22 protein-coding genes are annotated in these 24,361 nt (G+C 35.7%); 2 read left to right on the forward strand and 20 right to left on the reverse strand.

The genetic code is table 11. The features are described 5' to 3' along the window. Window positions 1-79: 79 nt before the first annotated feature. The 15 genes from ALGA_RS08465 to ALGA_RS08540 all read right to left on the reverse strand — a co-directional run bounded on the left by ALGA_RS08465 (window position 80) and on the right by ALGA_RS08540 (window position 13,236). Entirely contained in the window at window positions 80-793 is a 714-nt protein-coding gene (locus ALGA_RS08465) for an Ig-like domain-containing protein (protein ID WP_096428913.1), read from the reverse strand. 535 nt (window positions 794-1,328) lie between these two features. Continuing rightward, window positions 1,329-1,787 carry a hypothetical protein gene (locus ALGA_RS08470; protein ID WP_096428914.1) on the reverse strand — a complete coding sequence of 153 codons (459 nt, stop codon included), beginning with the start codon at window positions 1,785-1,787 and terminating at the stop codon, window positions 1,329-1,331. Between the two features lie 162 nt (window positions 1,788-1,949). Continuing rightward, entirely contained in the window at window positions 1,950-2,231 is a 282-nt protein-coding gene (locus ALGA_RS08475) for a sll1863 family stress response protein (protein WP_096428915.1), read from the reverse strand. A gap of 172 nt (window positions 2,232-2,403) precedes the next feature. After that, window positions 2,404-2,799: a hypothetical protein gene (locus tag ALGA_RS08480; protein WP_096428916.1), complete on the reverse strand. Its 396-nt coding sequence runs from the start codon at window positions 2,797-2,799 to the stop codon at window positions 2,404-2,406. A gap of 312 nt (window positions 2,800-3,111) precedes the next feature. Further along, window positions 3,112-3,573 (reverse strand): sll1863 family stress response protein, encoded by a 462-nt coding sequence (locus tag ALGA_RS08485; protein WP_096428917.1) that lies wholly within the window; start codon window positions 3,571-3,573, stop codon window positions 3,112-3,114. Window positions 3,574-3,631: 58 nt separating this feature from the next. Then, window positions 3,632-4,114 (reverse strand): universal stress protein, encoded by a 483-nt coding sequence (locus ALGA_RS08490; protein ID WP_096428918.1) that lies wholly within the window; start codon window positions 4,112-4,114, stop codon window positions 3,632-3,634. Window positions 4,115-4,405: 291 nt separating this feature from the next. Continuing rightward, window positions 4,406-4,561: a lmo0937 family membrane protein gene (locus ALGA_RS08495; protein WP_145957595.1), complete on the reverse strand. Its 156-nt coding sequence runs from the start codon at window positions 4,559-4,561 to the stop codon at window positions 4,406-4,408. Between the two features lie 649 nt (window positions 4,562-5,210). Then, a complete protein-coding gene (locus ALGA_RS08500) occupies window positions 5,211-5,396 on the reverse strand; it encodes a hypothetical protein (protein ID WP_096428920.1) in 186 nt (61 codons plus the stop codon). A 221-nt stretch (window positions 5,397-5,617) separates the two neighbouring features. Then, window positions 5,618-6,934 (reverse strand): APC family permease, encoded by a 1,317-nt coding sequence (locus ALGA_RS08505; RefSeq protein ID WP_096428921.1) that lies wholly within the window; start codon window positions 6,932-6,934, stop codon window positions 5,618-5,620. A 246-nt stretch (window positions 6,935-7,180) separates the two neighbouring features. Further along, window positions 7,181-8,125: a protease modulator HflC gene (gene hflC, locus ALGA_RS08510; RefSeq protein ID WP_096428922.1), complete on the reverse strand. Its 945-nt coding sequence runs from the start codon at window positions 8,123-8,125 to the stop codon at window positions 7,181-7,183. A 12-nt stretch (window positions 8,126-8,137) separates the two neighbouring features. Continuing rightward, window positions 8,138-9,109 (reverse strand): FtsH protease activity modulator HflK, encoded by a 972-nt coding sequence (gene hflK / locus ALGA_RS08515; RefSeq protein WP_096428923.1) that lies wholly within the window; start codon window positions 9,107-9,109, stop codon window positions 8,138-8,140. Between the two features lie 607 nt (window positions 9,110-9,716). After that, entirely contained in the window at window positions 9,717-10,103 is a 387-nt protein-coding gene (locus tag ALGA_RS08525) for a DUF302 domain-containing protein (protein WP_096428925.1), read from the reverse strand. 257 nt (window positions 10,104-10,360) lie between these two features. Further along, on the reverse strand, window positions 10,361-11,005 hold the full coding sequence (locus tag ALGA_RS08530) for a flavodoxin family protein (RefSeq protein WP_096428926.1): 645 nt from the start codon (window positions 11,003-11,005) through the stop codon (window positions 10,361-10,363). Between the two features lie 304 nt (window positions 11,006-11,309). Then, on the reverse strand, window positions 11,310-12,320 hold the full coding sequence (locus ALGA_RS08535; protein ID WP_096428927.1) for a RelA/SpoT domain-containing protein: 1,011 nt from the start codon (window positions 12,318-12,320) through the stop codon (window positions 11,310-11,312). 325 nt (window positions 12,321-12,645) lie between these two features. Continuing rightward, window positions 12,646-13,236 carry a Crp/Fnr family transcriptional regulator gene (locus ALGA_RS08540; RefSeq protein ID WP_162845411.1) on the reverse strand — a complete coding sequence of 197 codons (591 nt, stop codon included), beginning with the start codon at window positions 13,234-13,236 and terminating at the stop codon, window positions 12,646-12,648. Between the two features lie 336 nt (window positions 13,237-13,572). Between ALGA_RS08540 and ALGA_RS08545 the strand changes: the two genes are divergently transcribed. Further along, window positions 13,573-14,910: an MATE family efflux transporter gene (locus tag ALGA_RS08545; protein WP_162845412.1), complete on the forward strand. Its 1,338-nt coding sequence runs from the start codon at window positions 13,573-13,575 to the stop codon at window positions 14,908-14,910. Window positions 14,911-15,203: 293 nt separating this feature from the next. On the opposite strand, the gene ALGA_RS08550 is transcribed toward ALGA_RS08545, so the two are convergent. The 5 genes from ALGA_RS08550 to ALGA_RS08570 all read right to left on the reverse strand — a co-directional run bounded on the left by ALGA_RS08550 (window position 15,204) and on the right by ALGA_RS08570 (window position 22,909). Continuing rightward, window positions 15,204-17,141, reverse strand: coding sequence for a response regulator (locus ALGA_RS08550; protein WP_197705729.1), 1,938 nt, complete (start codon window positions 17,139-17,141; stop codon window positions 15,204-15,206). A 37-nt stretch (window positions 17,142-17,178) separates the two neighbouring features. Beyond that, window positions 17,179-17,622 carry a response regulator gene (locus ALGA_RS08555; RefSeq protein WP_096428930.1) on the reverse strand — a complete coding sequence of 148 codons (444 nt, stop codon included), beginning with the start codon at window positions 17,620-17,622 and terminating at the stop codon, window positions 17,179-17,181. 80 nt (window positions 17,623-17,702) lie between these two features. Further along, complete coding sequence (locus ALGA_RS08560; protein ID WP_096428931.1) at window positions 17,703-20,864, reverse strand: PAS domain S-box protein; 3,162 nt, start codon at window positions 20,862-20,864, stop codon at window positions 17,703-17,705. Window positions 20,865-21,243: 379 nt separating this feature from the next. Continuing rightward, entirely contained in the window at window positions 21,244-21,975 is a 732-nt protein-coding gene (locus ALGA_RS08565; RefSeq protein WP_096428932.1) for a sensor histidine kinase, read from the reverse strand. Between the two features lie 310 nt (window positions 21,976-22,285). Continuing rightward, complete coding sequence (locus ALGA_RS08570) at window positions 22,286-22,909, reverse strand: MCP four helix bundle domain-containing protein (protein WP_096428933.1); 624 nt, start codon at window positions 22,907-22,909, stop codon at window positions 22,286-22,288. A 547-nt stretch (window positions 22,910-23,456) separates the two neighbouring features. Between ALGA_RS08570 and ALGA_RS08575 the strand changes: the two genes are divergently transcribed. Continuing rightward, window positions 23,457-24,230, forward strand: a complete 774-nt coding sequence (locus ALGA_RS08575) for a class I SAM-dependent methyltransferase (protein WP_096428934.1) — start codon at window positions 23,457-23,459, stop codon at window positions 24,228-24,230. The last annotated feature ends 131 nt before the right edge of the window (window positions 24,231-24,361 follow it).

The raw sequence follows: 24,361 nt of genomic DNA on the forward strand, positions 1-24,361 counted from the left end.
ACTTGCGTGGATTTTTTATGTAGCTCTTATTTAGCATTGCCCTTAGAGCACTTACTTTTGTTCTGCAATGGCAAGGGTCTTAAAGCTGTTTTCGTATATTTTTTAAAGCCATGGAAACAGACTGTCTCGACTTTGTTTCAGAATATTCATATTCCATGTAAAGAACCATCGGGGAACCTCCACCGCCATTAAAAATACCTATAAGCAATGTTACGTCTTTTTCTTCATGTGCATTGCGATAAACGGATAGTCCATCTTCCTCTGAATCGAATACAAAGCGTTCATCCATATATGCAGTTAAATCGTCTGAAGAAGTTTCAAGCACGATTACCATTGCACACATTAAGGAATCGCCCGGAGTAAAAAGATAGGCAATGGCAGGAGCTTGATCGGAATAGTCACTATACTCAATAGAACTCGTATAAGATTTATCAGGCTCACCCGCAATTTCGATTAGATCGCTTTGTGATATGCCCCAGTCGAGAATTGGATCGGGATAGACATTGTACCTTCCCATAATTTCAACAGGAACTTCGATAACAAAGTCGTTACTTGATACTTCGACAAGGGTTTTCCCAACCTTATTGGCAGTTAGCAGTCCTATTGCTGATACATCGGCTAAATAGGTATTGGTCGAGAGATAAGCAATATCGAAATCTGATATGGCATCAATCTGTATTATATCCTCGGGATATAAGGAAACTTCTGTTGTTTTAATAAGAAGCTCTTGTGGATCTTTATCACAGGCAAAACACAATAAAGAAGTAACAGCAATGAGTAGTAGTTTTTTCATAATAGTCGATTTAGGATGATGAATTAGCTCTGATTCTTTTTGAAATGTCTGAATCTTATTTCTGTAAACTCTATTATACTGTTACTCTCCCTAAAAGTTATCATTACAACAACATTAGTAGTGTTTTTCTGATGCATTTCAACCGACGCATGCATCCTTCTCTAAATTGATGCTCTCAAAATTTCCGGCCTTATCTCACATATCCGGATCAAGAAAATATTTAATGTTAAGTAAACTGTAGAATGCCACTTCTAATTCATACTGTCAAATAGTCCCGTTTACTTTCTGAACACATCATCCCTTTTAAGGGATAGATTATCAGGTTTTTACAAGGCAAGATGAGACTGGAGAGAGCTTGTGATGTAAAAACGAAAAATCCACGTAAGTGTGTACTTGCGTGGATTTTTCATGCAAACTCAACAGAATTGAGCTGTAGATGATCTTGCGAATTTAGGGCTCCTATGAAACACCAATCGGTATTACAGCCCGTTCTTTAAACAGGAAACAAAGTCTGATGGCAGAACAATTTCAGAAACTATCTCTTCTTATGCTTCTTCTTATGCTTTCCGTGATTTTTAGAATGCTTATGGCCTTTATTCTTTTTATGATGAGAGTGATTTTTTAATCGGTGAAACTTGGCGGAGCCTGGCCTTACACCTGATTCTTTAGCGATATAACCCCATCCTCTACTTTTATGCTTTCTATAATTACAGATTACATCATCGACCGAGCGGTTCGAAACTTTAGAAATTTCGAGTGCTAAGTATATTTCGCCGGGAGCCATATTCAAAGTGCCCCGCATGTGTTCTATTTCCTTTTCGGGTACGTTATAGCCTATGCTTAAATCTGTTTGAAAGGCTCCAAAATCTAAATTTGCATTGGCATTAATCGTATTCAGATCTGAATCGAACTGTAGATTACCTGTGTTAAAGGAAATTTGAGCTGAAGAGATAAGAGGTAGTAAAGTAAGGATTAGAATAATAATTTTTCTCATGCTGTTATTTTATTGTTTGAAAATCAATCTTACTTGAACTACCAAAAAGTTTTTTTATTGCTTGAATATCTATTTGATGGGCTGGTATCGGACGATTAGCACATCATATTTTGAATCTAGCACTAAATCGCGGCGGATTTAGGCCTCAAGGTTTCCCTTGCATTATAGCAGAGATGCAATTTTAGAAAACCCCTCTTTAAACGAATCTGCGGCAGAGGAAAAAGCACTTTTTACCTCGTCCCACTTTTCATCAGAAGCATTAAAAAGCGCTTCATGCTTAGCCTGAAGTTCTTCTTTTTTAGTCTTCAGGTTGTTAAGTTGTTCTTCATACTCTGCTTTAACATCTCCCTTCACCTTGTCTTGTTTAGCTTCCAATTCGTTGATCTTTGCGTAAATATCATCAATGCTTTTTTTCGCTTTATTTTTGAAATCTTCTTTGTTCATAATTCAAATTTTTAAGTGATTAAAAAAAGCCTACTCTAAAGGATTTTCGGCTTACTCCATTATTTAATTTTCTTTCTATTCATTTTTTTCCAATGTAAAAATCATTTCTCCCTAGCAAAAATCAGAGCAATTCCAGTTGCTCTTTTTTACCGACTGATTAAGTATCTAAAAATTAGATGCAATTAATATTATTTTCAAAATGTTCTTTTACGAAAGCATGCATCTGATTTTCCGTTAAATTGTCAGCTGTTTCAGTGTCAATCTTAATATTATTAAAATGACTATCTTCTTTTAATAAGTTATGCAATTCTATTTTGGCATTGGTCGGCCCAAATAATATTACTTCTGAATAGTCCTTTATAACTTCTCTTAACCTTTTAAAAAATTCTGAAAGCTCACCTTTCTCAGTATTATGCTTCAGACTTTCATCCTTACCAAAGTTTTGATTTTCGCCTTGTAAGGATAAGGATTCAATTGTTTTTGATGTAATTGTATTTTTATTTATTTCTATTATGTGAGCTATGGTATGATCCATCCAAACACCCAGTTTTTTCTTAGAGATTTTCATATGTTTTTTTATTCGTTTTTTATTCGTTTTTTATTTGTCATATGGAACTTACCATGCTGGAATAATCATCTCCTGTGTGTCAAAATCACTTTGGCATGGACGTTTCATATTAAATAATTTGAATTTATTTTTTATTTGATAATTTTTTATCGAACACTATTCTGATTAGAACAATTAAGCCTGCAAATGCAAGCCATAAATGAACAATTGATGAAGGTTTAAAAAGAATTATCCAGATTATAATTAATAATCCAGCAATTACATAAAGTAGATTTTTCATGATCTTTGAATTATTTAAATAATATCGAATGTTTATTCTATATTTTCAACTGTTAAATCTTTAAAAGCTTTACCCAATTCATTCATATCATGGTTAAACTCATTTTTAAAATCATTCCATTTCTCCTGTCCGTCATCTTTATATCCTGCCAGTTTATTTTTTAATTCGTTGTTTTTATTTTCCAACTCAACCAACGATTTATTATAGTCAGTATTAATTTCCTTTTTTTCACTTGCCAGTCTGACCTTAATTTCCTTAATATTATTCTCCTGAACAATAATTATCTTTTCAGCTTCTATTTTGAATTGCTCATAGTTACTAATAGTATCCAGCCTGATATCGTATAAGTCATTCTTCGAATCGGCCAAATCCATTTTGGCATCCTGTACTTCCTCTTCTGCATTTTTCACTTTTTTTGCTGTTGATTGGCAGCTGGAAAATAGTGTTACAGTCAGTAAAAGGATGCCCGCCACGAATAAAATTGAATTTTTCATATTTTTGAATATTAATTTGTTACTTATTTTATTTCTCTATTTAAGCCAAAATAGGTTATTACCGCTTTTTAGTAGGAACAATAAATAAAGGAATATCGCTTTCTTGCAACACTTTTTCAGCTACACTTCCCATTAGTATATTTTCCAACATTTTTTTGCTGTGCGATCCCATTACAATAATATCTGCATGTTCCTTTTTTGCTGAATTTATTATTGATTCGGAAAAATCACCCTCCTGAACAATGGTTTTTATAGTCTTATCACCCAAGTGATCTTTCATTTTATCAAGGAAATGATTTGAAGCAGTAATTAAATTATCAACAGTATCCTTTTTTACTTGATTCATGGCCATCACACCGGAATATCCTAGAATTGGAGAAGAAGCCATTGATGAATAATATTTTATATCAGTAATTGAATGCATCAGAATAACTTCAGCTTTCATTGCAGTTGCTAAAGCAAAACCCATTTCAGCTACTTTTTGTGCTGTTGGATCATAATCAAGTGCGATCATAACCTTTTCCATTTTAAGAGTTTTCATATGTTTATAATTTTAAGTTTTTGTCATATGGTCCCGAAAACTTTCGGGATTACCATGCAGGAATAATCATCGTCCTAATGTGTCAAAATCACTTTGGCATGAACGTTTCATATTGCGAAAGTGTTTTAAATAAAAAAAAACACTGTGGATTAATGTTGAAAAAGCACATTAAAAAAATTATAAAAAATGCCGATTGTGACACTCAGTATTTTATGTGATTTTTCACAACACGATTATAGGAGCTCAATTGCACTATGTTCTTATCAATTATAAGATTATAAGATTATAAGATTATAAGATTTTTCTACCACTAATAATCCTTAGAATAACTGAAATGAGTGCTATTACTAGAAGAATGTGAATAATACCACCTAAATTATAAGCAAGAAAGCCTATGGCCCATGCTATAAGCAAGAATACTGCGATGACATAAAGAAAATTTCCCATAATTTGTTTTTTAGTCTGTTTATCATTTACAACTACAAAAGCTTTACCCAATTCATATCTCTGTTGTCAATTTCTTCTTGAGCTTACTTTCTGTTCATTCCAATTTCTTCTTAATTCAGTTGTGTTCAGAATTTAAGATGTTATTGCCGCTGCTGGAAATACAATTATGAATAAAGTATCACCTCATAAAGGTCAGGCTAAATACAAAAGAAACCATTACATAATTTTGTGTGTTAGTTACACAATTCTCATTCTAAAATAATACAAATGTATTTGACTGTAAATTAGATAACTTAGAATATGATTGTAGGAGTGAGTTTTAAATTGTTGCCATAATAGGCTTAGAATTTAATCTCCATTGATAAGAAGTATCACTTTGGATGTTATACATTTATTGGGCATGGTAATTCTTGAGCACTTTCGGTATTTTATATGGTGTTATTCATTTGAATATTATTTGCTAGATTAATTGAATGTTTTGTTCATGCTTGAGTCCATATTCTTGTGTACATCTGTTTAACCCGCAATAATTTGGATAAGGGGTTGTGTTTTAAGCATGTCCTCTTGTGCGAGCTCGACTGAAAATAATTATCTCCCTCGCATGAGGGTTTCATGGTTTTACCCAACATTAAGTTTATAAAATGTAACGCTAGGCTGTAAAATCGATGCATTGTTGAACAATGTCCTGTGGCATTGCATTGACCATGAACCCATTATTGAACGAAACCAGTATTTTTAACTCGCCTGTTCCATCAATATAGCCTGTAGCCCATACGCAACACATTCCTGTATTTACCGTGAAAATAGCATCTTTGGCAGCCAGGTCATTAATCACAGAAATAACAAATTCAATATGAATTTCATTGGGTTTCCCGATATTCTTTACGGCGAACTGTAACTTATTTTTGACTTCCTTATAAAATTACAATTGCTGATCAAGAAAAGTGGCATCTTCCTTCGTTCCTAACAGAGGCAAGAGCGCCTGTAAGGTATCTTTCACATCTCCAGAAAGTCCCCGAGATTTCGAGTTAAATGTCAATTTGAAGAATCTTATTTTTATCTAAAAATTTCACCAAAAATCCCCTCACTAGTTTTATCCACTTTCCTTTTAGTAATTGCTCTTATTAAGAATTCTATTAAAAATGACAGGGCTAATACTCCCCCCGATAGTATCAAAATAGTGTATGAATCCTTTATTGAATATATTAAAAATAAAACAATAACACCTAGTGTAGTTATTAGAGCTAAAACAACAAGTAACTTCGATGCTTTAGTCTTATTTAGCAACTTTAGATGACCCAGATGTGTTATTGCATGAATAAATAACACAGTAATGGATCCGATTGCCGCAATTTGGAGTAGATCTAAAAATAATATTAAAAATACAGTTAAAACGATACTAATTACAAGGCCTTCTCTGGTTTTTCCAATCGGGTTAGCGAAAAAATCTGGAAGTTGTCCATTTCTTGCCATTTGATAAGCAATATTATTGGTAGCAAATAATACGGCATTTATAGAAGAAGAAGTGGCAAATAAGGCTGCTATCGAGATTATTGTAAAACCAAATACTCCAAACGCGGGTCTGGCAGCTTCTGCAAGTGCATAATCTTTAGCTTCAAGAACTTGATCAATTTCGAGATTGCCAAAAACAGCAAATGCCAGCGCAGTATAAATAACCATAGTTATACCAATTGAAATGAAAATGGCTTTAGTCAAGTTTTTTTCCGGATTAACAATATCCTCAGCAGTATTCGTAATTACTCTAAATCCTTCGTATGAAAAGAAAGTTAGAGCAATGCTAAACAATATTTTATTGGAAGAAGGATACAATGCAGGTGCCATCAGTTCAGGCTTTATATAGATTAAACCCACAATGGCAAAAGTAACTAGTATAATAATGGTTATTATGACTGCTACATTCTGAAATTTAACGACTTTTTTAACGCCGAAATATTGGACAATTCCAAGCAACGCGATTATTGATAATGCAAATATATTAGTGTATATCAGCGAACCTTTTAAATTTAATAAGGCAGCGGAATAACTTCCAAAAGCTTTTCCAAGAAGAGCTAAGGAAATTAATGATACCAGATACAACATGACACTCATCCCGCCGGTAAAAACGTTAACACCAAACGACTGAACTAAATATTCTACTATACCTCCGGCCGCAGGAAAACGTGCTCCTAACTTAGCCAGAGAATATCCACTAATTGCGGCAACAATTCCGCCCAGAATAAAAGAGATATAAACCGCTTTTCCTGCAATAGCACCAGCTTGCCCCATAAGTGCAAATATTCCGGCTCCAATCATTGAGCCAACTCCTAATCCAACTGCCGACCATAATCCAATTTTATTTTTTGATCTATCCATTCACTAATTTTTGAAAGATATTACTCTCTTGTTAAGTTTTTCATTGAATTCCCTTACTATTTCTATCACACGCGGTCACTTATTTCCGGTTTATTCATCAACGGAAATAATAAATGTTGTGGCAGTTATTGATTGTTCAAAGCTGAAAACTCAATAATATCAGACATAAATAACAACACGAATTAATTTCGTGCCGCCATTCAAAATTGGTAGTAATACAAGTTTAAATGGCGGCACGATAATTCTTTACTTCATACTTTTTAAATATTTGAAGAGCTCGTTGTCAGTAGATAAGATCACAGTTGTAGTTGTGTCGAATGTTGTTTCGAAAGTTTCCATCGATTTTAAAAAACCGTATAATTCGCGGGAAGAAGTTGATTGGTTATATGCTGAAGCATATATTCCAGCAGCTTTGGCATCGGCCTTTCCCTTTATTTCTTCAGCTTTTCTGAAAGCTTCGGATTGAATTGTTTTTAGTTCTCTTTCTTTCTCTCCATTAATACGTGAAGCTTCACCTTGACCTTCAGACCTGAATTTATCAGCTATGCGAAACCTTTCACTTTTCATACGCTCGTAAACCTGCGCACTAACTTCCTGCACATAATTAATTCGTTTGAAACGAAAGTCGAGTATAACAATCCCAAGATCCTGGGCTTTCTCATTGGCAGATAAAAGAATCATACGCTGTAATTCCTGACGTCCGACAGATATCTGGGCAAGCGTATCTGATATCATTTCACCTGTTGCGCCTGAGGAAGCTGGAACCCTGTTGTGAGAACGTACAGCTTCTTCCAGGTCATGGGCTGCGATGTAATCCCTGGTTTCACCATCCAGAATATCATCCAAACGGGATTGTGCTCCCCTTTCATTGGTCATCCTTTTAAAGAACTGCAATGGATCTGTGATCTGCCAACGTGCATAGGTATCAACAAATATAAATTTTTTATCTTTTGTTGGCACTTGGTTTGGCTCCCCATCCCACTCCATATAGCGTTTTTCAAAATAATTGGTTTTTTGTATAAAGGGTGTTTTAAACTTTAGTCCCGGTTCTACCTGAGCTTCTCCCACAGGTTTTCCAAATTGGGTAATGACTACCTGTTCTGTTTCTTTTACAATATATACACTTTGGGATACTGCTATGAGCACTATTATCGAGGCGACGAGTAAAAATATAAATTTATTCTTCTTCATAATGTCAACGTGTTATTTGTTTAATTTCATTTGTAATAAAGGCAATACATTGTTTCCTTTTTCATCGATAATGATTTTACTGCCCAACTTTGGTAACACAGAACTCATTGTTTCGAGATAAATTCTTCTTTTAGTGACTTCGGGTGCTTTAATGTATTCTGTATAAATAGCACTAAAACGGGCCACTTCGCCGAGTGCATTATTCACCCGTTCGGTAGCAAATCCCTCTGCTTGTTGTATTGTTTCCTCTGCCTGTCCACTTGCTTTGGGTATCACCTTATTATACTCCGATTTTGCCCGGTTAATCAAGGTCGCCCTTTCCTGCTGTGCCTGGTTTACTGCATTAAAAGCGGCTTTTACAGGTTCGGGCGGATTAACATCTTGCAGTACAACCTGATCGATTTTAATTCCAAGTGAATAGTCCTTGCATATTACGTTGGCAAGCTCTACCATTTTAGTGGCTATTTCGGTACGCCCTACAGTAAGCACTTCATTCACAGTTCGATCTCCAACAATTTGTCTGAGTACAGCTTCCGAAACATCACGCAATGTATTTTGAGGATTCCTTACCTTAAATAAATAATTGTAAGCATCATTAATACGGTATTGTACAACCCATTCCACATCTGCAAGGTTAAGATCGCCGGTAAGCATTAAAGACTCATCTGCGGCGCGAGACCTGCTGTATCGGGAATTAATACCAGACTGTGCTGTTCGGAAACCAAACTCCAGCTTTTGTTGTCTTTCAACAGGTACTTTATACACCTGTTCCATAAAAGGTATTTTCATGTTAAGCCCTGGTTCAACTTTTTTCACATATTTACCAAAGCGGGTAACGACACCTACTTCTTCGGGTTCAACCTGAAAAAATGCACTGAATAAAGTCATCAATGAAATAAATACAATGACGATAATATTCCTGTGCTTCACCATTTTTTTCAAAAGAGGTGATTCAATTTCGTTTATATTAAAAATATTTTCCATTTGTTAAAAAAATTTGATTTGCATTTAATTCATTCGTAAAGGCTTGTGATTTTAAGATATTACTTTGATCTAAAATTATTGATTGTATATCTCTAATTTTCCCTCCATTTTTTATTGTTTGATGCTTACCAGCTTCATTCAGAATACATCATCTCACTTTTGATGGTATCTGCTATTTCTGCAAATTTACCATTCACCAAGATTTCTGCTTATTTCTTGACAATAAAAGCAAAAAAAAAAAGGACAGATAAAAGGATAGCAAAAAGTGCTGGAATTGAGGACAAAAACAAATTAAAATCAAAGGTGAAATCTAAAATCTCTCCTTTATATATAAGCAGCCAATAAATAGTAAGCCTGCTCAAAAAGATTTTCAGCTTACTCCATCATTTAACTTTCTGTCCAATGGAAACACCATTTCGCGTGGCTTTTTTATATGTCTTCTTTTGCTATTTGCCTTTGGTAAGCAGCAAGGTGAGTGTCAACCAATCATGTATTCCGCCCCGATAATACAATATCTTTTCGGGGGGAATAACCAATCGGCAACAAATTAGGGATAACAAAGGGGGTGTAACAGGCCACTATGTGACCCTACAAGCGGAACAGCCTTTTACAATGCGTTTATTACTCTTTCCAGTTTTTGGGTGATTTCTTTGGCAAGGCCGGCTAAGGCGTCATTTTCGACAGCTTGCATCGACGCAATTGGATTAACCGCAGCGACTTCGGCTTTCCCATTTTCCAGTTCCTGAACAATTACATTGCAAGGAAGCATGGTTCCAATTTTATCTTCGGCTTGAAGGGCTTCGTAGGCTTTTAATGGATTGCATGCCCCAAGTATTTTATACTTTCTGAAATCAACATTCAATTTTTCTTTTAATTTTTCGTGGATGTCAATTTCTGATAATACACCAAACCCTTCTTTTTTAAGTTCTTCTGTTACTTTTTCAACTGCTTTGTCGAAGGTGTAATCTGTGGTTTTTGCAATGTAGTATTTCATGATATCTTGAAATTTAATTAATTACACCCCAAAATTACACAAGTTATACCGGAAGGTGTTACATAATTCTTTAAATAATTTACATCATTCAAACTTCTTATATTATACCATTTAAATTTTAAAACAGTTAAGGTATAATTCCGCAATCTTTTGACTTATGAAGCTTTCAAATTACAGTAAACGTGAAATGGCTGTAAGGCTTCGTTTCCAAAACCTTACAGCCATTTCTTGTGCCATCTATTGTGGCATTGTTGTTTTTATTTTAAACTTTGTGCTAGTTTTATACCAAGGTCGAATGCTTTATCCATTATCTCTTCTTGTTTTTTTACAGCTCCTTTTTCAAAGGCTTTAAAAACAGGCAATACTCCAACAATTTCGAAGCCCAAAGCTTCTATAGGTCTACTCATTGCTTCTATAGCGAATCCCATATCTGCCAAATCCTTTTGTTCACAAATAGCAGCAATAACTACTTTCCTTTTTTGATTTGCAAGTCTTGAACTCCAATCACGTGGTCTTGTGTTGTTGTCAAATTCATAAAAGCAGTATAATCTATCTATAAAAGCTTTCATCCATGAGGTTATGTTGTAATTGTGAACCGGAGATGCCAAAATCAATCCTTGTGATTCCAAAATGCTAGGGTACAATAATGACATTCCATCATTTATCATGGTGCACACTTTATCCTTTCTGCACTTTTCACAGCCAATGCAACCTTTAAAATCGATACTGCCTAGATTAATATTTTCACAATCGATTTGTTCTGCAGTAAGACCAGCTACAATTTGTTTTATTATGATATCGGTGTTGCCTCCTTTCCTTGGACTTCCTCCTATGGCTAAGACTTTTGGTAATGGATTTTCTATATTCTCAGCCTTTTTCATCAATTCTTCAAAATAAATCATATTCGCTCTTTAATTTTCCAAGTTTAAAACCTGTAAAAGTAATGCTATTCGATTAGAAATATAACTTCTGGTAATTACTACTGTTTTTCAGCTTTTAAAGCCTTGCTAACTGCAGTATCCCTGTCGTAAAAATCATTTCTAAATTGAATGATTCCTTCCTTATTTCATTTATTTCAAATCCCTCATCAAAAGCTGTGAATGTTAGAATGATGAAAAGACTAACTATTGCAAGAATATTGAGGATGTTAAATACTCTTCGCTATTTCAATAAATAAACAGACATGTTCAGTTTGAGATCGTACCTTTATTTACCCTTCTTCTTATTAACGGGTTTTGTTTTCGATTCTGTTTCAGGAAGTTGGGTTTTTGAGAAACCGGATAAGTCAATTTTTGAATAGTCAAGCATTTCCATTTTTGAAAAATCCGGAAGTTTTAATTCAAAATTACTGATGTTATGTGTCGGAAGTTTTAATATTTCATTAAGATTGGTTTCCAACTGTTTAGCTATCTGTGGTTTTAATTCCAATTCCTTTATTTTCTCCTTTAAATCATTAATTATTAAAATCTGCTTTTCAACAGCCTCTTTAGACTCTTTATCTCTGCTATCAAGTTCTTTTTTAAGATATTGTACATATGAACCCATTTCATCTGCATTTCCTGATAGTCTATTAAACATTACAAGAAATTGACTTAAAAGCTGATTGTCTTTGTAGTAAGGGTACCTGATTTTATGGTCAATTTCACTCCAGCCCTCTTCGAATATAGTTCTTACCTGAACTTCAGAGATATATGTTGTTTTATCCGGACTTGTTTCAACCAGGTAATGTACCGATCGATAGCCAAATGGATGCTCTTTAACTTCGCAGCCAAACTTTTTAAACACTTCAATGTGTTCTGAAGAATCGCCCTTGCGATAATATGCAATAGGCTTTATTTGTAAATTCCAGTTGGCTGTAATAAAGTGATGGATGTTTACCCAGTCTTCCTTAAATAAATGCAGTGCTCTTAATCCAATTAAATCCGTTATTTCTGTTCTGTAATTATTTATATCAATTACACGTTCAGGTTCTTCAATTTTCTTGCGAATTATTTTTTCAATTAAATGAGTTGGGTTTTTTATCCGAAACCTTACAGAATGAATTGTTTTAACATGATGAAATGCTTCAATTAAAGAATTCGCATGTGGTGAGAGTTCTTTTTGAAATAACTCATAATCTTCTTTAATCTTAACAAGATTGTCCCAATCCAAACCAGTTGATTCAAAATCTGATTGAGAAAAATTAAAATGCTCTAAAAAATCTGTTAAATCTCCCATTCTATTAAAGGTGTGTCTGTTTATTACCTATGGCACTCAACCTAAAAGAGTTTTATCTGCCCATATGGGGCAGTAATGTGCACCTATTATGATAATCATTTTAAGTATCATCTATAAAGAGGCAGTATTATTCTTACTAAAGTATTAAATCTAAACTAAAATTCATGCAGTAAAAACCTTACAACTTACTTTATGCACGTAAAATACATTTTAAGAAGGTCGATATCTTACTAATGAGATAATCTGAATAGTGAATTTAAGGGCTGCCTGTTTTAGGGAATAAACAAGCAGCAGTTGCACGATCGCACAATCTTAATTGCCGGACTTAATGGGAAATGGGCTCCTCATTTTCCAATTCTTTTCTTAGTCGGCTGATGGTAACGGGTGATACGCCCAAGTAGGATGCGATATCTTTTAAGGGGACTCTTTTTTTCACATTCAGGTTATTCCCTATTAAGCTGAGGTATTTTTCTTTAGCGCTTAGGGCCTTATATTCGTCCAATTCCTTTACGGTTTTTACAAAAACATTCTCGATAAAGCAACGACCCCAGTTTGCCCAATCGCAATAATCCGAATACAAAGCTTTCACATGGCTGATTTTCACCCTGTAAAACAGACTGTCTTCAATCAACTCGGTGGTTTCGTGCATGTACGACATATTGATATATGAATTTAAAGAAAAACAGATATCACCTTCGAAACCAAACCAGACCACCTGTTTGTTTCCTTTTTCGTCGATATAATGATTCTTTACAGCGCCTTTTTCAATAAAAAACAAATAGGGCGACGGGCTATGTTCCTGTATTAAAACCTCTCCTTTCTTCATGCGGAATGCTTCCATCTCATCAATGATAAGATTTTTGCTTTGGTTGGATAGCTTATAATACCTATCGATGGCAGACAATGCATTTCTCATAAAAATATTTTTTGATTCGGACTTAACAAATGTAAAGCAAAATGCCATTAGACTGAAATATATTTGCAGGCAGAAAATCAGAATATAGAAATATAACGACTTCACTTGCACCCGGTTTTTGTTTTGCCACATTTCCCGCCTTGAAATCCGAAACGAAAGTTTCGAAAAGAGTACAAAACAAAGGATGCAGGCAGTAGGAAAAGGTCTCGTTTTATTCCCATTTCATTTATTAACAACATCTGTATTTCAATACTAAGAAATCAGACTATCGGCGCACAAATATTGCTGGTGGTTGAGCTTCTTTATTGGAATATGCATGTCAATTTTAGACTCATTATGAAATTTTGGAAGCAAGAGGCCGGTGAATACAAAAAAACACTTTCGCTGAGTATTCCTGTGATTATAGCACAGGCAGGACAAATTACAGTAGTACTAATCGACAATATAATGATTGGCCAATTGGGTACAATCCCTTTTGCTGCAGCATCCTTTACAAATACCTTATTTAGTCTGGTTTTGATATTTGGGATGGGCTATTCTTTTGCTTTAACTCCATTAATTGGTAAAAGTTGGGGCGAAAAAGATTATGATTCGATTGGGGCCTGGATTAAAAATGGAATACTCGCCAATGCCTTTATGGGCGTGGCATTAGCATTGCTATTGCTTATTCTGTATGTGCTTATTCCGTATATGGGGCAACCAGAATCTATAATTGACTCGTCGAGAAATTATTTGGCCATACTTATCACCTCGGTTATTCCGATGATGGTATTTTATGGCTACAAACAATTTGCCGAAGGTGTAGGCGATACTAAAACGGCCATGAAGATTATGCTTTGGGCGAATGTAATAAACACGCTGGGTAACTATGTGTTTATGTATGGCAAATTTGGGGCTCCCGAAATGGGATTGACTGGCGCAGGTATTGGAACCTTATTGGCTAGAATATTTATGGCTCTCGCTTTTATAGTTCTCTTCTATAAAAATCGGAAATACAAGCTGTTTGTGAAACTATACCAGCAAAGTGCTTTCTGTTGGGACAGATTTGTGCAAATAGTAAAACTAGGAATCCCTTTGGGCGGGCAAATTGTAATGGAAGCCAGTGCATTTGGATTGTGTGCCATTATGATGGGCTGGCTTACTGAAGTCGACCTGGCTGCTCACCAAATAGCCATCACCCTATCTACTTTAGGATTCATGATATATCAAGGCTTAGGAGCAGGCACAACCATACGTGTGAGCCATTATAAAGGGGCAGATAATAAGGAGGGAATTAGTAGAGCTACTAAAACAGCCATGAATTTAATGTACCTCTATTCTGCTGTAATTGTTATTCTATTTATTGGCGGTCGTCATCTGCTGCCCCTCCTGTTTACCAGGGATATCACAGTAATAAATCTGGCAGCACAAATGCTTATTGTTTGCAGTATCTTCCAAGTTTTAGATGGAATACAAATTATACTTGCAGGAACATTAAGAGGTTTTGCCGATGCCAGAATCCCTGCCCTCATCACCTTTATCTCCTATTTCCTTATATCCATTCCATTTAGTTACCTATCTGCTTTTAAATGGGGATTTGGAGCTGTGGGTATTTGGTTCGGGTTTCCTGTGGGCTTGCTAGTTTGTTCTACCCTTTTCCAAATTCGATATAAATACATCCTGAAAAAGATTTAATCGAAACCGGTTTTTAATCTTTACAATGACACAAGCCTAGAGAGAGCTTGTGATCTAAAAAACAAGAAATGCACTTACGCGGATTTCCAGAACAGCCCTAACTGAACCCAATTAAATATTCATCGATAATAGGGTTTAACGGTTTGAATGTAATTTGTGCTGACTTTGAAAGACAAATCGTTCAATAAACACCTAGGTCTGTTTATCAGTAATCAAGTTCAATATCATACTATAATTCACCAAACCATATGCATTGCAAGCGCCATATGCCTTATGTATTGCTGCTTAAAAATTTAGTTGATCTTATTACAATACTTTTTTATTAACGACAACAATTTGTTTACGGCAATGGGTTTTGAAATATAGTCATTGCAACCCGCTTCAATTGCTTTGTCTCTGTCGCCTAATAGTCCAAATGCAGTCTGTGCTATAATAATAACCTCTTTGTTGAATAGCCGGATTTGGCGCGTTGCTTCATAACCGTTCATTTCGGGCATTCTAATATCCATCAGAATTAAATCAATATCGGGGTTATTACGAAACATTTCAACTGCCTCCAAACCTGTTCTAGCTTCAATTAGTTCACCACCTAATTCTTCGATTAGTATCGAGAGAAGTCTTTCCGATTCTTCATCGTCTTCAGCAATTAATATTTTCAATTTTTTCTTTGTAGTAAGCGACATTTCAAATGTCAAATTATTTTCCTCCAGCGAATGTTTTTCAATTTCAGTTTTACAAGGGAGGGTAAAATAAAATGTTGAACCTTTCCCTTCTTCACTTTCAACCCAAATATTTCCGCCAAGCATTACCACAAATTCTTTCGCAATGGCTAGGCCCAAGCCCGCACCCTGACGTGCTTCTTTGTCAGAAATATCAGCCTGTGTAAATCGTTGAAATATAGCTTCACACCTCGATGTAGGAATTCCAATGCCGGTGTCTGTTACGTAAAACTCTACGTCATTTTCCTTTTTCTCATATCCAAATTGTACTGTGCCTTTATCGGTGTATTTAATTGCATTCTTTAGAAGATTAGTCAGAATCGCATAAAGTTTTTCTTTGTCTGAATTAATAAAGGTTTTTTCTTTGGGAAACCTGTTTTTACAAGAGAGACTTATTCCTTTATCTTTCGCTAAATGTTTAAAGAGCTTATACACGTATTCCATTTGCTCGTTAATGTTTACCTCTGAAATTGAAACAGTCATAAAACCCGATTCTATTTTTGAAATATCAAGAATATCGTTAATGATATTGAGCAAACGATTACCACTGTTCTTTATAATTTTCACATATTCTTGTTGCTTTTCGTCTTTAAGACCGGAACCTTTCAACAATTCGGCAAAGCCAAGAATGCCATTCATCGGAGTCCTTATTTCGTGACTCATATTGGCTAAAAATGCAGATTTTAATCTGTCGCTTTCTTCGGCGTGATCTTTGGCAATAACCAACTCTGCCGCACGTTTTTCTTTCTCTTCATTTTGAAAGGCTAGTTCTTTGTTCGCCAAGACTAATTCTGCCGCACGCTTCTCTTTCTCTTCGTTTTGGAAGAGGAGTTCCTTGTTTGCAATGGCTAATTCTGAGGCACGTTTCTCCTTTTCTTCATTTTGAAAGGCAAGCTCCTTGTTCGCCAAGACTAATTCTGAGGCACGTTTTTCCTTTTCTTCGTTTTGAAAGGCAAGCTCCTTGTTTGCCAAGACTAATTCTGACGCACGCTTCTCTTTCTCTTCGTTTTGGAAGAGGAGTTCCTTGTTGGCTATGAGTAATTCATTGGCTCGTTTTTCTTTCTCTTCGTTTTGGGTTTCGATGAGATCGGTTTTTCCTTTTAGTTCCAGTTCATCATTTTTTCGCTTTGTCTCAAGCTCATATTCGCGTACGGCTCTTTTAATTGCAGGAACCAGGCGTTCAAGTTTGTCTTTGAGAACATAATCTGTTGCCCCGTTTTTCATTGCTTCAATGGCCTTATCTTCGCCTATCGTTCCTGAAACAAAAATGAAGGGTATGTGACCGTAATCTTGACTTGCAATTTTCAAGGCTTCGTTTCCCTGATAACCGGGCATGCTGTAATCAGACAGGATAATATCGATCTTTTTCGTCTTTAAAAAATGAATAAAATCATTTTCATTGTCTACCCAATAATAATCTTTTTCGATTCCACTATTTTCAATAATGGAGTGTATTAATTCAGAATCATTTATTGAATCTTCAAGATGCAGTATTTTTATTTTATGATCCATATTGGAAGTATAAATATTTTTATGCAAAAAAATTGAATTACAAATTAATTGGTGGAGGTTGATTCACAATCGCCCAATACTGCCCCAAAATTTTAATGGCTTCCATAAACTGAGTATAATCAACGGGCTTTACCACATACGAATTTGCCCCTAATTTATAACTCTCAACCAGATCTTTTTCTTCCTTCGAGGAAGTTACCATAATTACAGGGATTAATTTAAATTGGGAATCATCACGAATGTGCTTAAGCACTTCAATTCCATTCATTTTGGGCATTTTTATGTCCAAAAGAATAACTGCTGGATAGCCAGGCTCGTTTAAGAATTTACCGCGCTTATACAGATAATCCAAAGCTTCTTCACCGTCTTCGGCAACAATAATTTCGTTGGCCAGATTATTTTCAGAAAGAGCTGCGATAGTAAGTTCAACATCTTCGGGACTATCGTCAACTATCAGGATTCTTTTTATTTCTGTTTTCATCTATTTTTGATTTTACTTTTATTATCCGGTAATTGTATGAAGTTCTGATTCATCAGAACCCGTTTTATTATTCCTGTTCATCAGCTATTATTTATTGGATTGCTGAAGAAAAATGTGGCGCCTTTGTCAATTTCACTTTCTGCCCAGCACTTTCCTCCATGTTTTAGAACAATTCTGTTCACATTGGCCAGGCCAATGCCAATTCCTTCAAAATCTTTGGCTTTATGCAGGCGCTGAAAAACTCCAAATAGTTTATCTGCATACTTCATATCAAATCCTACACCATTGTCTTTTACGTAAAATATTGTTTTATCATCCTCCATTTTACCACCAATTTCAATGACGGCTTTATCAAGCTTTCGTGAATATTTAAGAGCGTTTGAAATTAAATTCATCCATACCTGATTGAGTAAATTTTCGTCGCCCCACGAATCCGGAAGATCTGCTATTTTTATCTCAATATTTCTTCCTGCCAATTCCTTGGTAAAAGTTTTTAATACACGCTTGACCATGGTTTTTGTGTTCAGTTTGGTTCCTTTCAATTCAGACCTTCCCAGTCTTGAAAAGCTTAGTAAGGCATCAATCAGATTTCCCATTTCTTTGGATGATTCTGAAATGATGTTCAAATACCTTAACCCATTATCATTTAGCTGATCTGAATTGTTTTTCATCAGTAAATCAACAAAACCGCCAATATGCCTCAGTGGAGCACGTAAATCGTGAGAAACAGAATAGCTGAACGCCTCCAGTTCTTTATTTGCAGATTCAAGTTGAAAGGTTCGTTCGATGACTCTCTGCTCTAAATTTTTATTCATTTTTGTGATTTTTGCTTCTGCTTGTTTTCTCAACGTGATATCATTGCCCTGAGCTATGGTAGCAATCGGTGTTTTTCCGTCCGATGACATTATATTGGCCGAATTCCAAAGAATTATTCTTACCGAGCCATCGATGTGAGCGATATTCATTTCGTCGACCTCCATCTGCTCGCCCTCAAGTGTTTTCTTGATAAGATACATCGAATTATCGACAGAAGCAGGTGGAAAGAGAATTTCCAGCGATTCACCAATAACTTCCTTTTCTATTCTTCCTGTGATATTTTCGAAAGCTTTGTTGAAACTTGTGATTTTATAATTCCTGTCCCAGACAATAATTGGGGCACTTGCAGAGTTGATCAAATTCTCCAAATACTCGTTGACTTTCCGGCGCTCCTCGTTGGCAAGGCTTAAGTCTGCTGCTTTTCGCTTGAGTTCGGTTATATTATTAATCATACACAAATGTAGGGGATGTGATTTATCATCATGCAAAATAGGTGATATAGTCATATCAACCCAAACGAATGATCCATCAGGAAGAATATAACGTTTTTCCATCTCAAATCCACTTATTTCCCCGGCAAGCAGTTTAGCCATATTGTCCAAGTCTAACTGAAGATCATCTGGATGAGTAATGCTCATCCAGTCGATATTAGCCATTTGTTTATTTGTCCGCCCTACAATTTTAGCAAACATAAGATTAACATTATAAAGTTTCCCGCTTAAAGAATCAATTAGCGCAATGCCAATAGGAGCCTCATTAAAAATAGTTTTAAATCGTACTTCACTCTCTTCTTGTTGAAATGTAAATTCTTTGTGAGAAATAACTAGCTCTGCCGCCCGTTTTTCCTTCTCTTCGTGTTGAAAAACAACTTCTTTATCGGCAATGATCAATTCTGCCGCCCTTTTCTCTTTCTCTTTGTTTTGAAATACAAGTTCCTTATTGGCAATGCTTAATTCAGCGGCACGCTTTTCTTTCTCTTCATTTTGATAAACAAGTTCCTTGTTTGCAAAGAATAATTCATCAGCCCGTTTTTCTTTCTCCCTATTTTCAATGACCAGTTTTTGATTGGCGATGAATAATTCCCCGGCCCTTTTTTCTTTCTCTTTGTTTTGAAACGCAAGTTCTTTATTGGCAATGCTTAATTCAGCAGCCCTTTTTTCTTTCTCTTTGTTTTGAAAAGCAAGTTCTTTATTCGCCATAAATAACTCGTCGGCCCGTTTTTCTTTTTCACGGTTTTGAAAGGCAAGCTCCTTGTTCGCAACAGCGAGCTCTGCAGCGCGCTTTTCTTTCTCCTCGTTTTGAAAGGCCAGTTCTTTATTGACATTTCTTAGCTCAATGGCCCATTTTTGTTCCGTAACATCACGTGCCGCCGCAAAAACACCGAGCACATTTCCTTTATCGTCTTTGTAAACCGAAGCATTGTAAAGCACATCCGTTAAATGCCCGTCTTTGTGTTTTATGCTTAAGGGATAATCGGCTACAAAACCTTTTTCAAAAACCTGAAGATATCCTTCCCTGGCTTTTTTCGGATCAGTAAAATAATTCGAGAAGTCGGTATCTATAAGCTTTTTACGCGGAATACCGGTAACTTTTACGGATGCCTCGTTCACATCCGTGATTTTTCCTTCCGCACTGATGGTTACCAGTGGATCTAAACTGGCTTCGATTAAACTGCGGGCATATTGTGAAGATTGTTTTTGTTGCGTAACATCACGGGCAGCCGCAAAAACACCGAGCACATTTCCTTTATCGTCTTTGTAAACGGAAGCATTGTAAAGCACATCCGTTAAGTGCCCGTCTTTGTGTTTTATGCTTAAGGGATAATCGGCCACAAAACCTTTTTCAAAAACCTGAAGATATCCTTCCCTGGCTTTTTTCGGATCAGTAAAATAATTCGAGAAGTCGGTATCTATAAGCTTTTTACGCGGAATACCGGTAACTTTTACGGATGCCTCGTTCACATCCATTATCTTTCCTTCCGCACTAATGGTTACCAGTGGATCTAAACTGGCTTCGATTAAACTACGGGCATATTGTGAAGATTGTTTTTGTTGCGTAACATCACGGGCAGCCGCAAAAACACCGAGCACATTTCCTTTATCGTCTTTGTAAACGGAAGCATTGTAAAGCACATCCGTTAAGTGCCCGTCTTTGTGTTTTATGCTTAAGGGATAATCGGCCACAAAGCCTTTTTCAAAAACCTGAAGATATCCTTCCCGGGCTTTTTTGGGATCAGTAAAATAATTGGAGAAGTCGGTATCTATGAGCTTTTTACGCGGAATACCGGTAACTTTTACGGATGCCTCGTTCACATCCATTATCTTTCCTTCCGCACTGATGGTTACCAGTGGATCTAAACTGGCTTCGATTAAACTGCGGGCATAATTATTCTGATTTCTATCGCTGTCCTTTAGTGTTGATTTCATTTTATGATCCCTTTAGCACTGATGTTAATTTTGGCCAATTTCCCTGCCTTTACTTCTACATATTGTGTGTGCCTTAAGTCTTAAATTTAGTGAAACTTTCTTATTAAAAGAAAGTTTAGAGGCTGTAAGTCCCTTATGTGCTTCACTGAGATGACTTCTGGAAGCATTAGTCCCAAAATTCGGGAAGTAAGGCAGATCATTCACTATGGATCATGAGAGCGCTTGGTTTATGCTCCACCTGCAAAGTATCTGGTGACGAGAGAGGCGTATCCCATCGGTTAAATACCAACCGAACCGTCTACTCCTTTAGCTTTACATTAGCTTCTGGAGCTAAAATGATTTAGTTTAAATATATTCTTCTGTAGAAATCTTTCCGATATCATTTATTTTCTTTCGTTTCAAGCTTATTGGGCAAAGTAAAATAAAATATTGAGCCTTTGCCTTCTTCACTTTCAACCCAAATATTCCCCTCATGTTTTTCGACAAATTCTTTACAGAGTAGTAAACCCAAACCCGTCCCTTTTTCTTTATTGGTGCCTAATGTTGTATAGTTTTGATTGATGTGGAAGATTTTTTGGACCTTGTCTTTTGGTATTCCAACTCCGTTATCACTTACCAAAACTTTAAGCTCGCTTTGGTTTTCCACTACTGAAATGATGATTTTTCCACCGGGATGAGTAAATTTTACGCCATTCGAAATCAGGTTTCTTAATACGGTGCTTATCATCGCTTTATCTGCAAAAACAGGTACATTAGCAGGTAAATTTCTGACAATGGTAATTTTTTTTTGACCTGCAATATCATCAAACAAAAGGGCTGTTTCATTGATGAGACTATTCATTTCGATATATTCGGGATTGAATTCCATTCTGCCGGTTTGCGAACGTGACCATTCCGTTAAATTTAACAGCAAATCCATTGCACGGGTTGATGATTGCATTATTATTCCTGCATATTCCTCAATGTTATCATAGTCTTTTCTGCTGGCAAGATCCATCAATAAATTGCTAAATCCTAAAATAGAATTAAAGGGGCTTTTCAGGTCGTGGGCAATGATGGAGAAAAACTTGTCTTTGGTGGCATTTGTTAGTAAAAGTTCTTTGTTCAACATGGCTAATTCATCTGCACGCTCTTTCTTTTTCTGGTTCGCAATTAATAATTCATCTACCTGTTTTGCTTTTTCTTCGTTTTGAAATTTCGCAATAACTAACTCTGATGTCCGTTTTGCTTTTTCTTCAATATTTAAAGTAAGTTCTGCATTAACTTTCTCTAATTCATGATAAGCAGCTGTTAATCCTTTCGCTGTAAATAATAATATTTCCTCATCACTTTTTGTTTGAAATTCATTAACGAGTGATTGTTCACTTTTAAATATTGGTGCTACATCTTTAATGAATTTTTGTATGGGGTTCGAAATGCTTTTAGCTAAAAAAATAGAGATAAGGATACTTAGTAGTAATAAAAAAAAAAGTAATTGCCAATAGTAATAAAGTGCCTTTTCGTATTTCTTTTAAATGATCACTATATATTTCGTCCGCTTTATTTTGGGCGAATTCTAACAGTACTTTTGTCTTGTCAAGAATAAGCTTAACATGAACGGCACCTTCTCCTTTCGTTACTTTTACTGCATCACTATTTTTCCCAGCTATCTCCAGCTCAATCACTTTACTTCTTATTTTACTCCAATCCGTATAGGTAATATGTGCATCTATCACATCATTTTTATTACCAAGATATCTTTCTTCTACTAATTTAAATGCCTGATGAATTAAGCTATCGCAATGATTTACAAGCTCAATATATTTATTCATCTCTTCAGTATTTTCTGACAATACAACATCTTTCATGCTGCGATGTATGGCATTAACATTTATTTCAATTGCTTTTACCGCATTACTAACAATAAAGGGATGAGCGTAAATTTCTTTTACATCAGTACTTATTTTGTGAATTTGTATAAATGCCAGAGCTACAATTATTGAACTAAAGAAGATAATTGTGATGAAACCTATTAGTAGCCGGGTAGTGAATTTTAGATTTTTCATTTGGCTTTTTTAAAATTCTTCAATGCGATATTTCTTTTAAAACTCTAACTATTTATATATCGCAGTCTTTTTTAGCATTCTGGCTAAAGGGAAATCTTTGCAATGGATATTCAATCGTTTAGTGTTTTACTGGATACTCATAAATTTAATGAAAAAATTCAACTTTTCCCCATTGCAGGGGCATCGGCTACAACAAAAGTCTAACGGACCTTGCTTTGTTTCTTAGCTATCGGGAGCTAAGAAATTGCCTTATCAACCTGCCAAGTAAGCAAGCCGATTAAATCGGCTTATTTATTGTTTTAAGCAAATTATTAAACAGAAAAATCTTATTATTTCATGATCTAAAACCAATTGATGTCATCAAGCAAGAATGATCTGGTAAAGTAAACAAGCTTTGATTTTATACCCAAGCTTATCCTTAAGTATAAGTCAGACATAATCTTGTTGGACTTATTTTCATGTCTACCTGTTAATAAAAGTTTGAAACTTGGCAAAAAGCATTTAAATTGACTTATGCCCTGATTTCGAGCACAAAAATTCTAACATCATGAGCAAAGAAAATACATCAATTCACGATTTTGACATTAATTTAATCTGCGAATATTTCTCAAGCCTGGAACGACAAGGTCCCGGTAGTCCTGAAATAACGATTAAAGCACTAAGCTTTATCGATAATCTGAACAAGGAATCGCGTATTGCCGATATTGGTTGTGGTACAGGCGGTCAAACCAGAGTGCTGGCACAGCATTCCCAGGGAACTATTACGGGTATCGACTTGTTTCCCGGTTTTATCGAGCTGTTCAAGTCAAAAGCCAAGGAACTTAGGCTTCAGGATAAACTAAAAGGCCTTGTTGCTTCGATGGATAAGCCCCCCTTTCAGAATGAAGAATTAAACCTCATCTGGTCGGAAGGAGCAATTTATAATATCGGTTTTGAACGTGGACTGAGAGAATGGCGAGCTTTTCTGAAACCAGGTGGTTTTATAGCTGTTTCGGAAGCATCGTGGTTTACTGAAGAGCGGCCTGCTGAAATTGAAGAATTTTGGATGGATGCCTACCCTGGAATAGATACGATACCCAATAAGCTTGCTCAATTGCAAAACGCGGGATACATACCCATCGCTTCTTTTATTCTGCCCGAAAACTGCTGGACAGAACATTTCTATGCACCTCAGGTGGCTGCACAGGAGGCGTTTTTGAAGAAGTATGCCGGCAATGCAACAGCTGAAGCTTTTATTGCTAACCAGAGGCATGAAAAGCAATTATACAGCAAGTACAAGGCGTACTATGGCTACGTATTCTATATCGGGAAGAAGTTTTAATTTAATCGGTAAAGATTCTTGTTGATGAATATGGCGCTAAAAATATTCTCCCAAACGGTGGTTTGGGAGGATTTTCTTTTACTCATGTCATGGACCTACTGCAATTCCTTAGTTATTTTAGCAGCCCAGCC

The organism is Labilibaculum antarcticum (assembly GCF_002356295.1).
Taxonomy (GTDB): Bacteria; Bacteroidota; Bacteroidia; order Bacteroidales; family Marinifilaceae; genus Labilibaculum; species Labilibaculum antarcticum.

Coding starts and splice junctions, on each gene's coding strand:
- ALGA_RS08535 (WP_096428927.1), bottom strand. CDS start 12,320: ATGGGAGATTTAACAGATTTTTTAGAGCATTTTAATTTTTCTCAATCA.
- ALGA_RS08530 (WP_096428926.1), bottom strand. CDS start 11,005: ATGATTTATTTTGAAGAATTGATGAAAAAGGCTGAGAATATAGAAAAT.
- ALGA_RS08560 (WP_096428931.1), bottom strand. CDS start 20,864: ATGAAATCAACACTAAAGGACAGCGATAGAAATCAGAATAATTATGCC.
- ALGA_RS08495 (WP_145957595.1), bottom strand. CDS start 4,561: ATGGGAAATTTTCTTTATGTCATCGCAGTATTCTTGCTTATAGCATGG.
- ALGA_RS08575 (WP_096428934.1), top strand. CDS start 23,457: ATGAGCAAAGAAAATACATCAATTCACGATTTTGACATTAATTTAATC.
- ALGA_RS08490 (WP_096428918.1), bottom strand. CDS start 4,114: ATGAAAACTCTTAAAATGGAAAAGGTTATGATCGCACTTGATTATGAT.
- ALGA_RS08465 (WP_096428913.1), bottom strand. CDS start 793: ATGAAAAAACTACTACTCATTGCTGTTACTTCTTTATTGTGTTTTGCC.
- ALGA_RS08505 (WP_096428921.1), bottom strand. CDS start 6,934: ATGGATAGATCAAAAAATAAAATTGGATTATGGTCGGCAGTTGGATTA.
- ALGA_RS08480 (WP_096428916.1), bottom strand. CDS start 2,799: ATGAAAATCTCTAAGAAAAAACTGGGTGTTTGGATGGATCATACCATA.
- ALGA_RS08470 (WP_096428914.1), bottom strand. CDS start 1,787: ATGAGAAAAATTATTATTCTAATCCTTACTTTACTACCTCTTATCTCT.
- ALGA_RS08540 (WP_162845411.1), bottom strand. CDS start 13,236: ATGAGAAATGCATTGTCTGCCATCGATAGGTATTATAAGCTATCCAAC.
- ALGA_RS08555 (WP_096428930.1), bottom strand. CDS start 17,622: ATGAAAACAGAAATAAAAAGAATCCTGATAGTTGACGATAGTCCCGAA.
- ALGA_RS08550 (WP_197705729.1), bottom strand. CDS start 17,141: ATGGATCATAAAATAAAAATACTGCATCTTGAAGATTCAATAAATGAT.
- ALGA_RS08475 (WP_096428915.1), bottom strand. CDS start 2,231: ATGAACAAAGAAGATTTCAAAAATAAAGCGAAAAAAAGCATTGATGAT.
- ALGA_RS08565 (WP_096428932.1), bottom strand. CDS start 21,975: ATGTTGAACAAAGAACTTTTACTAACAAATGCCACCAAAGACAAGTTT.
- hflC (WP_096428922.1), bottom strand. CDS start 8,125: ATGAAGAAGAATAAATTTATATTTTTACTCGTCGCCTCGATAATAGTG.
- ALGA_RS08570 (WP_096428933.1), bottom strand. CDS start 22,909: ATGAAAAATCTAAAATTCACTACCCGGCTACTAATAGGTTTCATCACA.
- ALGA_RS08485 (WP_096428917.1), bottom strand. CDS start 3,573: ATGAAAAATTCAATTTTATTCGTGGCGGGCATCCTTTTACTGACTGTA.
- hflK (WP_096428923.1), bottom strand. CDS start 9,109: ATGGAAAATATTTTTAATATAAACGAAATTGAATCACCTCTTTTGAAA.
- ALGA_RS08525 (WP_096428925.1), bottom strand. CDS start 10,103: ATGAAATACTACATTGCAAAAACCACAGATTACACCTTCGACAAAGCA.
- ALGA_RS08545 (WP_162845412.1), top strand. CDS start 13,573: ATGAAATTTTGGAAGCAAGAGGCCGGTGAATACAAAAAAACACTTTCG.